The following is an 11,851-nucleotide window of genomic DNA, read 5'->3' as shown; positions in this document are numbered from 1 at the left end:
CGAACTGGCTGTTGTACAGATCCGCGTAGAACCCGCCGCGCGCGAGCAGCTCGTCGTGGGTGCCGCGCTCGACGATGTCGCCGCCGTTCATGACGAGGATCATGTCCGCGTTGCGGATGGTGGAGAGCCGATGGGCGATGACGAAGCTCGTGCGCCCCACCATCAGCGCGTCCATGGCCTTCTGGATGAGCTCCTCGGTGCGCGTGTCCACCGAGCTGGTGGCCTCGTCGAGGATGAGGATCGGAGCGTCCCGCACCATGGCGCGGGCGATGGTGAGCAGCTGGCGCTGCCCTTGGGACAGGCTGGTCGAATCGTCGAGCACCGTGTCGTAGCCCTGCGGCAGCGAGCGGATGAAACGGTCCAGTCCCACCGCGCGGCACGCCTTCTCGACCTGCTCGTCGGTGACGCCGGCGCGCGAGTAGACGACGTTCTCCCGCACGGTGCCGCGGAACACCCAGGTGTCCTGAAGCACCATGGCGAACTGCTCATGGACGTCGGCGCGAGGCACCGCGCGGGCGTCCACCCCGTCGATGGTGATCGTCCCCGAGGAGATCTCGTAGAAGCGCATGAGCAGGTTGACCATCGTCGTCTTGCCCGCCCCGGTGGGGCCGACGATCGCCACCTTCTGGCCTGCCTTCACCGAGGCCGAGAAGTCGCGGATGATGGTGCGGTCCGGGTCGTAGCCGAAATGCACGTGGCTGAACTCCACGTCGCCATGCACGGGGACCGGTCGGCCCTGCGCATCCCTGCCCAGCCGCGCCTTCTTGCCGGACTCGTCCTCCATCTCGGGCTCGTCGAGGAAGGCGAACACCCTCTCGGATGCGGCGGCGCAGCGCTGGAGGTTCTGGAAGGCCTGCGCGAACTGCGACAGCGGCTGCGTGAAGAGCCGGATGTACATCATGAAGGCCACGATGACGCCGAAGGAGATCGCCCCGTCCATGGCCCGCACGGCACCGACCACGCAGACCACGACGTAGCCGAGATTACCGACGAAGTTCATCAGCGGCATCATGAGCCCGGAAAGGAACTGGCTCTTCCATCCCGAATCGTACAGATCGGCGTTGTAGCGCTCGAAGCGGCGAATGGAGTCGGCCTCGCCGTTGTAGGTCTTGACGATGACGTGCCCGGCGTACATCTCCTCGACATGACCGTTGACGTCGCCCAGGGCGACCTGCTGACGCACGAAGAAGCGCTGCGAAGCGACCATGATGACGCCCATGACAAGCATCCCCAGCACGCTGGCGCCGATGGCGCACAGAGCCATGATGACGTCGTTGCGGAACATCATCACCAGCGAGCCGACGAACAGCGTCAGCGAGGTGATGAGGGAGCCGAGGGACTGCCCGAGGGTCTGGCCGATGGCGTCGACGTCGTTGGTGATGCGCGACAGCACGTCACCGGTGCTGGTGCGGTCGAAGTAGCGCAGCGGCAGACGGTTGATCTTGGAGCTGATGGATTCGCGGAGACGCTGGGCGGTGCGCTGGGTGACGTCGGCCATGATCCAGCTCTGCAGATAGCCCAGGATCGCGTAGGCCGCGTACAGCGCGACCAGGGTCCAGGCGATGCGCCCCACGGCCGTGAGGTCCACGGTTCCGAGGACCGGGACGCCATGGACGAGGGCTGGCAGCCCCTTGGCGACCTCGTTGGTGATGTCGCGCAGCCTGTCCGGACCGATGATCTGACAGACCGTCCCCGCCGCGCCCAGCACCAGAGCGATGAGCACCGCCGGCACGTAGCGGCGGCTGTATCCCGCGAGGCGACCCATGACCCTGCCGAAGTCATCGGGCTTCTCGGCGGGTCCGCCCGCTCCCGGACCATGCCCGCCTCCCATGGGACGCATGGGTCTCGGGGTCGGCCGTCCCGTCGTCCTCGTCATGCCGCCGTTGCGATCCTCCGCCATATCGTCTCCCGTTCTTCCCGTCGTCGCCGCCCCCGGACCCACCGTCGTCATGCCGCCAGCTCCTTAGCGGTGAGCTGCGACTCGGCGATCTGCCGGTACACCTCGCAGGAGTCCAGCAGCTCGCGATGCGTGCCCTGTCCGACGACGCGTCCGTCATCGAGCACGACGATGCGGTCCGCGTCCATGATGGTGCCGATGCGCTGCGCGACGATGAGCTTGGTGGCGTCGCGGGCCTGGTCGGCGAGCGCCTCGCGCACGGCGCGGTCCGTCCGGAAGTCGAGGGCGCTGAAGGAATCGTCGAAGACGAGGATCTCGGGATGCCGGAACACCGCCCGCGCAATCGACAGCCTCTGCTTCTGTCCTCCGGAGACGTTGGAGCCGCCCTGGGCGATGGGGGCCTCCAGGCCGCCCTCCATGCGGTCGACGAACTCGTCGGCCTGGGCCACATGCACGGCCCGCCGAACGCGATCCCGCCGTTCCAGGGCCTCGCCCCCGACGACGCCCCCTGCGGAATCCCCCGATGCGCCCTCCGTTGCGGCCTTGTCGCCGCCAAGCAGCTCCGCCTCGCGCCGGCGACCGGCCCGGGTGGAGGTGTCGGGCAGCTCGACGTCGAGGTCGGCGCCCTTCCTGGCGGGGTCGTCGCCGTAGGAGACGTTCGAGTCGACGGTCCCGGAGAACAGCACGGACTTCTGCGGGACGTAGCCGATGCGACCCCTCAGGGACCGCACGTCGTACTCGCGCACGTCCAGGCCGTCGACGAGGACCTGTCCCTCGGTGGCGTCGTACAGCCGCGGCACGAGGTTGACGAGGGTGGACTTGCCGGAACCCGTCGATCCGATGAAGGCCACCGTCTGTCCGGGGTCGGCGCGGAAGCTCACATGCCTGAGCATGGGTTCGCGTGCCCCCGGATACGTGAAGCCCACGTCGCGGAACTCCACGGTCCCTCCCCGTCCCGACTCGCCCTCGACGCGGGTGCCGGAGACCACGGAGGGCTTCGTGTCGAGCACCTCGAGGACGCGGTGGGCGGACACGTCGGCCCGGGGCAGGAGGACGAACACCATGCTCATCAGCAGGAAGGCCATGATCACCTGCACGGAGTAGCTGGAGAACACGACCATGTTGGAGAACAGCGTGAGCCGGTCCGTCGCGGCGGCCGCCTGGATGAGATAGGCGCCGATCCAGTAGACGGCGAGCATAAGGCCGTTCATCACGGTGTTCATCAGGGGCATCATGACGGCCATGGCGCGGTTGGTGAACAGCTGGGTGCCCGTCAGCGCGTCGTTGGCATGGCTGAAGCGATCCTCCTGGAAGGCTTCGGCGTTGTAGGCGCGCACCACCCGGAGTCCCACGAGGTTCTCGCGCGCCACGTCGTTGATGTCGTCGGTGAGTCTCTGCATGCTGCGGAACTTCGGCAGCACCTGCCACATGAGAAGCGCGACGGCCACCATGAGGACGGCGACGGCCACGCCGGTGGCCAGCGTCCAGTCGGCGCCCTTGCCGGCGATCTTCACAAGCGCCCACACGGCCATGATGGGCGCGCGCACGAGCAGCAGCAGACCCATGGTGATGAACATCTGGATCTGGGTGATGTCGTTGGTGGAGCGGGTGATGAGGCTGGCCGTCGAGAAGCGCCCCATCTCGGCGGGCCCGAAGGACTCGACGGTGCGGAACTCCAGCGAGCGCAGCCGCTGTCCGAAGGAGGCGGCGACGCGCGCGGCGACGAAGCCGGTGGCCACGGCGCAGAGCACCGACCCCAGGGAGATGCCGAGCATCTTGCCGCCGGCGATCCAGATGTCCCGCATGGCGCTGCCCTCGGTCTCGACCAGCGTGGTGATGTCCGACATGTAGTCGGGAAGCTTGAGGTCGAGCCAGACCTGTCCGACGACGAACAGCAGGCCCGCGAGAAGCTGCCCGATTTCGGCCTTGGACAGATAGCGGCAGATGCGCAGCATGGAGCTCCCTTCCGGAGTGGACGTTCCGCCCGACGGGCCGCCGGGGCGGCGTGCGCCCAGCAGCGGCGGGAGGAAACCGGATCGGTTCCATCGGCCGTCGACGTGGGCATCGTACGTCGTTTACTTCGTCTGTTTATTTCTTACGCCGTGAGATAATATACACCGGGATGATGTCATCCTCATCCCTCGCCATATGCGACCGGCCGCAACAATGTCAGTCCCCTGCCGGCGCGGGGTCCTCCGCCGTTGCGGCCATGGGACACCCATTCCCTCCGCCGTTGCGCAGCGTCTCGCGGACCCGCTCCCGTCTCCCCCGCTCCTCGGCGAAGGCGGAGTCCACGGCCTCGGCGGTCGGCCGCGGCTCGCCCGGTCTGCACACGGACATGTAGGTCGCGAACTCGCAGGTCAGGTCGACGAACTCGCGCGTGCGCCGCTCCCCCATCTGCCCGAAGATCCAGCACACCGACGAGCGCATCTCCTCGTACCCGCGTTCGACCTCGCGTCGTCCATCCTCGGTGAGGTTGACCAGGACGGTGCGCCGGTCGGCCAGGTCCACCTCGCGGGTGACGTAGCCCTTGCGCTCGAGGATGGCGAGAAGCGCCGAAATTCGCCCGGAGCTGGCCTTGAGGGCCGAGGCGAGCATGGTGGGGGTGGATGTGCCGTGCCGCTGCAGATACCGCAGCACGAAGGGCTCTCCCTTGCCGGACCGGAAGAGGCGGGTCTGCATCTCGGACCGCTTCATCGCCACCGCGGCGAAAAGCTCGTCCACGGCCTCGCGTTCATATCCCACGACATCGTCCTTCCTGCCCCGTATGGCCTCCCGATGCCGCCACACATGCGACGGACCGTTACATCCACAAAATATCACACGTCAGAAGTATCTGACCCATGAAGCGAAAATGCCGTCCGTGACGGTTTCAGAACTGCATGACCTCAGGGTCGCGACGCTCGCCGGCGGAAAGCCAGAGATCAAGGTCCGCCGGTCCGCGGAACAGTGCCCGAACGGCCTGCACGATCATGAGATTGACCGAGTCGCCGTCCCGCAGCCCCTCTCGGTATCCATAGACGGGAACGCCCCGTCCCGTGGCGAAGCCGATCTCCATCATCGTGCCCGGATCGTCATCCACCAGATTCGCGATGACGGCCGCCGATGCCCTGATGGCCGCAAGGTCCTCCTCATAGCAGGCACGCGGTCCGACGACCCTGACGTCAGAGGTCATACGCGGCCGGAACATGCTTCGGCCATGGGCCTTGAGAACGGCCTCCAGCCTCTCCATCGAAGCCACCTGCCCGGGCGTGAAGAAGGGCCCGGCGACGTAGAAGTCGTACCCTCCGGCATGAGCCCCGGCGGCCGCGCCGGAAACCGCCGGAGCCGCGCCCGTCGACGTCACGCGTTCATCCCGCATTCGCCACCTCCGCATGCTTCACGATTCAGGGCGTTCCTCCTCTGATCCATCCCGCATAGCCTCCATACGCGCGAGGACGCGTCGATGAGGCTTCCATCGGATCCCGCCGGCCCCACCAGACATAGTCCGAAGGGCAGGCCGGATTCCAGCGACCCGGGCATGGCGACGGCGGGAAGCCCGGCCACGCCGGCAAGCGAGGTGAGAAGTATGGTCGCCCGTCTCGCATCGGCAAGGGCGGACGCCTCATCGTCCCCCCGAGCCACGCGCGGGGCGGGACCGGACGCCGTGGGCATGAGCAGCATTCTGTCCCCGAGCATCTCGCGGACGGCGATTCGGGCACGCCGGAGATCCCTCAGTCCCCGGTCGTACTCCTCCCGGGTGATCCGCGCGTCCTCCTGGAACCGGGCGAGGATGTCCGGAGCCAGCGAATCGCCGTGCCTCCCCACCCAGGCGCCGTCGGCGAGCCAGGCCTCGTAGCCGCGGACGACGCCGAAGATTCGCGCCCAGTCCTCGAGCATGGCGACGGTGACGGGCAGTTCCCCCACGTCGGCATGGCGTCGCAGAGCCGCCCTCCATCCCGCCAGCGCAGCGCGGGCCTCCTCATCGGCCACCAGCTCATCCATGGCGGGGCAGACGACCAGGGCACCGGCGTCGGATGGGTCGGGGACGGATGTCGTTGCATCCGAAGCCAGGACTTCGGCGACCGAGGCCAGAGTTCTCGGATCTCTCGTCAGCCAGCCCACCGTGTCGAAGGATTCGGAGAGCGGAAGAACGCCCTCACGTGCGACCAGACCATGCGTGGTGCGGATTCCCCACAGGCCCTGGTAGGACGCGGGGACGCGGATGGACCCCGCGGTGTCCGTTCCGAGGCCTACGTCGGCCTGGCCGAGGGAGACGGCGGACGCCGATCCCGAGGACGACCCTCCGCTGACGCGTCCGGGGGCGAGCGGGTTGGGAGGCGTCCCATAGTGGATGTTGGTTCCAGCAAGGGAATAGGCGAATTCGTCGGTTCGTGCGATCCCACGGACGGACGCACCGGCCGCGAGCAGCTTGTCCACCGCCCAAGCGTTCCCGGAGCGGATGGGGGACTCCCGAAGGAACTGCGGGTTCCCCGCCCCAACGGCGAACCCCTCCACCGCGAACAGGTCCTTGACGGCCACGCCCAGACCCTGCAGGGGGCCGTCCTTCCGAGGAGGGATAAGCGGATCGCCCGCCACACGCCAGATCCGACCGTCGACGGCCGGACGGGGATAGGTCAGATGGGCGTCGACGATCCGCCATCGTCCCCCCACGCGCCTCCAGACCTGCGTCTGGATCACCGTTCCGCCAGCCTGGCGATCGAACAATGCGGTGACGCACGCCGCCCCCGGACCGAGCCTCCTGACGACCCGGCTGCGCAGCGTGCGTGCGGGGGCCCCTCCCCTGGTGCGACGGAAGTCGGAGATGACCTGATGCCCCACCCGCATGCCGCCGGAATCGGAACGCACCACGGGGATGTCGTCCGGATCGTCGGCGAACATCGCGTCGAGGGCGCGGACATCGTCGGACATCAGGGCGGACTCGTATCCATCGAGGGCACGCTCCAGAGAACGGTCGGCGAAGGGGTCGAGAAGCCGCATGGCCGATTCGTACCCGGGAGCGTCCCGGAACCATGACGGATCGATGATTCCATGCGCTCCCTTGACGATGTCCACGGCCTGGGTGACGTCGACATCGGCGGCCGCGGACAGCGTGAGGTAGGCCTGCCTGCGCGGAATCAGGAACAGGTGGGAGACCAGCTCCACGGCGTTGTGCACGCAGCGACGCACCGCCTCGTCCATGTCGCGATGCATTCCGGTGACGATGAGCCGCCCTTCGGATATCGCGAAGGGACCCTCGACGCCGTCGAGATGGGCGCGACGGTCCGATCGGGGCACCACCGAGACGCGGAGCGTGGCCCGCAGGGAGGCCTCGAGGGCGGTGAGGGCCACCTCGCCGTTGCCCTGCGCGAAATGGGGGTCGCCCACATACAGCCCCGCCCCCTCCACCTCGACCGGGAGGAACACCGTGGCCCCCTCATGCAGCTCCTTGAGGTCGATGTTGCCGCCGTACCGGGCGGGAGGAATGGAGCTTGGACGGATGTCGGAATCGGGGGTGACGCCGATGATCCCCAGGAACGGCTCCACGGGAAGGCGCACCTCACCGGATCCGGAGGGCAGGGAGAGGACCGCGGCATCCCCGTCGACCCGGCAGAACTGGCCGTAGTCCCCATCAAGCCCCCGCTCCATCGCCAGCACCCCGCGGCCATGCCGGGTGGAGATGACCCCGTAGGGGACCCTGCGCTCGAGTTCGACGATCGTCACGGCCAGAAGATCCCCAGGATGGGCCCCTGGAATCCCGATGGGACCCGTGACGACATGGGGACCATCGGTATGGGGGTTTCGCCTCATCCCCCGACATATCTCGACCGCGTCCTCGAGGACCTCCTCGCGGGGGACGCCATGCGAGCGGAAGTAGGCGACGGGATCGCCTCCCTGGTCGGGAAGCAGACCCTCATGGCTGACGGTGTCGACGATCAGCGCGCCGTCGCCGCCCATCTCCGCTATCGCCGCGTCTCTTCGGCAGGGCAGACGCCCCCACAGGACGTTCCCCGGCGCCGATGGCACATACGTCATCCCGGCCGGTACCGCCGTCCCCGACTGCAGTATATGAACCATCCGCATCCTTTCCCTTCGGCCGTCCGACGGCGCACCGCCGTCACGCGGACGAACCCGCATCGACCATCATCCATCCCGCCATCCGGATGCCGACCATCAGGCATTCCTTTGGCCACGCCTCGGGTCCCCAGAGGATCCGCGGGCCCGACGGAGGACGGACGCCATGGCTATCTCGATGGACGGCTGATGAGATGATCCGCGCCCGCGGCTGGGGTGCGTCCACCGACGAGGACGTCGGAGACGACCCCGTTCAGCGTCATGCCATCGAAGGCGCTTATCGGATTGCGGCTGGCGAGTCTCGAGGCGTCCACGACGAAGGTGTCGTCGGGACGGATGACGACGAGGTCGGCACGCCTTCCCTCCGCGATCGCTCCCCTGTCGCCGAAGCCGGCGAAGGAGGCCACGTTCGAGCTCATCCATCTCACCACATCGGCGAGGCCGAGGCCGCGCCGGCGCGCCTGGGTGAGAACGGCCCTGAAGCCTACCTGCAGACTGGAGACGCCTCCCCATGCGGTGGCGAGGCTTCCGGCCTTCATCGCCGCCGTGGTGGGGGAATGGTCGGTGACGACGATGTCCAGCGTGCCGTCGACGAGCCCCTTCCACAGACCGTCCTGCTCCTTCAGGTCACGGATCGGCGGGCAGCATTTGAAGGCGGTGTCGTCGTCCGGAATATGGTCGCAGTCCAGCGTCAGATAATGCGGGCACGTCTCGGCGGTCACCGGAAGGCCGTCGGCCTTGGCTCCGGCGAGGACGGATACCGTCGATGCCGCCGACACATGGAGGATGTGGGTCCGGCATCCCGTCCGGCGGACAAGCTCCATGACGTGCTCGACGGCCGTCGCCTCGCAGGAGGCGGGGCGGGATTCGGCGAAGCTCCGGTAGCTCGCACCGACGTGGCCCGCATGGACGGCCAGCTCGGCGGGGTCCTCGGAATGGATGATGAGGCGGCCGCCGAAGGAGGCGATCTCGCTCATGGCGTCCTCGAGCTGCGGGTAGCCCAGGGACCCGTATTCGTCGACGCCGCTGGGCGACAGGAAGCATTTGAACCCGAACACCCCGGCATCCCACAGCGGACGCAGATGCCCAAGATTCGTCATGTCGACGCCACCCCAGAATCCCAGTTCGCAGTAAGCTTTGGACGCCGCCACCGAACGCTTGAGCTCCAGGGCCTCGACCGTCAGCGTCGGCGGATTGCTATTCAGCGGCATGTCAATGACCGTCGTGACGCCTCCGGCCACGGCCGCCCTGGTCGCGAAGTCGAATCCCTCCCATTCGGTGCGCCCCGGCTCGTTGATGTGCACATGGCTGTCGATGATGCCGGGGATGAGGACCTCCCCCGGCTCCAGACGGCGTTCACGGACCGCGTCGACGGATGCATCGGGATCGGAGGAGACGAGTGCGATCCTCCCGCCGCGCACGCCGACCGCACACTGGGTGATGACGTCGTGCGACAGCACCCCTCCACGAATGACGAGGTCCAGGGGCTCATCGACTTCCCCGGCGGATAATGCGTTCATGGCTTCTCCTTCGTCTCATTCCACCGATGCCGGACGGCAACGGACGATCTGGCGATGCTTCTCACTCCGTGGAGGAGACGACCCGCGGCTCCGCCACAGTCATGCGTTTCGCCACGGACAGCACAGCACGGTGGAAGGCGTCCACGCCGTAGGCGACGTCCGCCTCGCGCACGGCCTCGTCCGGGCTGTGGCTGATTCCCCCACGACATCTCACGTAGAGCATCGCGATCGGAAGAAGCTCGGCGACGGCCATCCCGTCATGTCCCGGGAAGCTGACGAGACCGAAGGCGGGCTTCCCCTCGGCCTGCTCGACCCCCTCCTCGATGCAGGCGCGCAGATCCGCATCGCAGACCACGGCATCGGCGGTGTGGATGAGCCGATGCGACACCATCACGCGGCGACGTTCCGCGATCCCGTCGAAGGCCCTCCAGATCGCGTCGAAGACCTCGTCGCGGTCCGAGTCCGTGCCGGCCCTCACATCCAGGCTGAAGACGGTTCGGCCCGCGATGACGTTGACGCCACCCGGCTCGGCGGAGATCTCACCGACGTTCGCGCGCGTCCCGGCCTCGCGACTGATGGAATCCACCGCCTGGATCATCTCCGCGGCGGCCGTCAGAGCATCCCGTCTCAGGTCATAGGGCGTGGCGATATGCCGGGACTCGCCTTCGATGGTCACCATGTATCGGGAGGCCGCCGCGATTGAACTCACCGAGGACAGCGCCCGGTCCCGCTGTTCGAGGATCGGCCCCTGCTCGATATGCAGTTCGAGGTATCCCACGGCCTGGGACCGGTCGAGGGCAGCCTCCCCGACGCGGTCGGGGTCAAGGCCGAAGTCGAGGAAGGCCTGCCGCATGGAGGTTCCGGCGGCGTCCCTCAGATCGAGCCATTCATCCTTCCATCCGCCCGCCAGCGCATAGGAGCCGAGAAGCGTGGCTCCGAACCGCGCCCCCTCCTCGTCGCCGAAGGCCACGACCTCAAGCGCGAAGGGCAGCCTCCCCGACATGCCCTCCCTGACGAGGCTTCTGACGACCGCCACCGAGGAGACGACCCCAAGAATCCCGTCGTACCGTCCCGCATCGGGCACGGAATCAAGATGGGAGCCGAGAATCAGGGCAGGCAGACCAGGCTCCCGCCCCTCGACGCGACCGACGAGGTTGCCCGCGGGATCGACGTGCACGTCCATGCCGGCCTCGCGCATCCACCCGGCGGTCAGCTCATAGGCGCGGGACATCTCCGGGGACAGGTACAGGCGTTCGATGCCCGACGGCATATCGCTGAAGGCGGCCAGCTCATCGCAGCGCCGCATGATGACCGCCGCCGCGTCCTGCGCCCAGGCCGCCGGACGCCGCTCCCGTTCGCTGAGCGTCGCCGTTCCGTCTCCATGGGATCGCATCGACATCGTCTCCTCCATCCGTAGCCCCTTCCCTTGCACCTTGCGTCCGCTCCACGCGGTCCGACCCCTAGCGTCCCCCGTACACCGCGAGGGCGGCTTCCACGCCGTCCGACGGCGACACCGCGACGCCCTGCCGCTGGAGCACGGCGCCCAGCGCCGTGATCGTCGTGAGCACGGCGTCCTTCCTGGCGTTGCAGCCCATGACGCCGATCCGCCAGATCGCGCCCTTAAGAGGGCCGAAGGACGAGGCGATCTCGACGGAGAAGTCCTCGAGCAGCCGCGCCCGCACCTCGGCGTCGTCCACGCCATCGGGGATGACCACGCCGATGACGTCGTTCATACGGGTTCGCTGGTCGCCATAGAGGCTCAGTCCCATGCCGGTGACGCCGGCGGCCATGGCCGCGCCGTTGAGCCGATGGCGCTCGATCGCCGCGTCGATGCCCTCCTCGACGATGATCCGCACCGCCTCATGGACGGCGTACAGCATATGCGTGGCCTCGGTGTGGTGGTTGAGATGCCGGGACCCCCAGTAGTCGAAGATCTGGGGAAGGTCGAAGTAGTTGCTCCGTATGCGCCTCTGGGCAATCTCCTCCGGCCCGTCGGCCACTCCGGCCTCGATGCTGCGCCTTTGCTCCATGACGGCCACGGCCCTGTCGGACACCGTGATGGGAGCCGATCCGGAGGGGCCGCCCAGGCATTTCTGCATGCCCGTGGTGACGATGTCGACGCCCCATTCGTCCGTCCGCAGGTCGTTGCCGACGAGCGACGCCGTGGCGTCCGTGTACAGCAGCGCCCCCTCCCGGTGGCAGACGTCGCCCAACCCCTCGAGGGGCTGGCGCATGGTGGTGGAGGTATCGCCGTGCACCGTGGCGACGAGCTTCGGATGCACGCGACGCACGGCCTCGGCGATCTCCTCCACCCGGAAGACCTGTCCCCAGGGCTTCTCGATGACGTGGACGTCCGCGTCGCAGCGTTCGGCGATCTCCC

8 protein-coding genes are annotated in these 11,851 nt (G+C 67.8%); all 8 read right to left on the bottom strand.

Annotated elements, in window-relative coordinates:
- The coding region (locus RWX87_RS05790) for an ABC transporter ATP-binding protein (protein ID WP_399552320.1) at positions 1-1,840 on the bottom strand (1,840 nt) is incomplete at its 3' end.
- A 107-nt stretch (positions 1,841-1,947) separates the two neighbouring features.
- Positions 1,948-3,852 carry an ABC transporter ATP-binding protein gene (locus RWX87_RS05785; protein WP_314688534.1) on the bottom strand — a complete coding sequence of 635 codons (1,905 nt, stop codon included), beginning with the start codon at positions 3,850-3,852 and terminating at the stop codon, positions 1,948-1,950.
- A 214-nt stretch (positions 3,853-4,066) separates the two neighbouring features.
- Complete coding sequence (locus RWX87_RS05780) at positions 4,067-4,642, bottom strand: transcriptional regulator (protein ID WP_314688531.1); 576 nt, start codon at positions 4,640-4,642, stop codon at positions 4,067-4,069.
- 127 nt (positions 4,643-4,769) lie between these two features.
- Positions 4,770-5,258 carry a nucleoside 2-deoxyribosyltransferase gene (locus RWX87_RS05775; protein ID WP_314688529.1) on the bottom strand — a complete coding sequence of 163 codons (489 nt, stop codon included), beginning with the start codon at positions 5,256-5,258 and terminating at the stop codon, positions 4,770-4,772.
- Positions 5,240-7,954 (bottom strand): AtzH-like domain-containing protein, encoded by a 2,715-nt coding sequence (locus RWX87_RS05770; RefSeq protein ID WP_314688527.1) that lies wholly within the window; start codon positions 7,952-7,954, stop codon positions 5,240-5,242. Before RWX87_RS05770 ends, RWX87_RS05775 begins: the two co-directional genes overlap by 19 nt.
- 167 nt (positions 7,955-8,121) lie before the next feature.
- On the bottom strand, positions 8,122-9,471 hold the full coding sequence (gene allB, locus RWX87_RS05765; RefSeq protein ID WP_314688525.1) for an allantoinase AllB: 1,350 nt from the start codon (positions 9,469-9,471) through the stop codon (positions 8,122-8,124).
- 61 nt (positions 9,472-9,532) lie between these two features.
- Positions 9,533-10,882 carry an allantoate amidohydrolase gene (locus RWX87_RS05760; protein ID WP_314688523.1) on the bottom strand — a complete coding sequence of 450 codons (1,350 nt, stop codon included), beginning with the start codon at positions 10,880-10,882 and terminating at the stop codon, positions 9,533-9,535.
- Positions 10,883-10,931: 49 nt separating this feature from the next.
- On the bottom strand, positions 10,932-11,851 hold a 920-nt coding region (locus RWX87_RS05755), incomplete at its 5' end, for an alanine--glyoxylate aminotransferase family protein (protein WP_314688520.1).

This window comes from uncultured Bifidobacterium sp. (assembly GCF_963540075.1).
GTDB lineage: Bacteria > Actinomycetota > Actinomycetes > Actinomycetales > Bifidobacteriaceae > Bifidobacterium.
The sequence above is the reverse complement of the archived record's forward strand: the minus strand, read 5'-3'. Positions and strand labels throughout refer to the sequence as shown.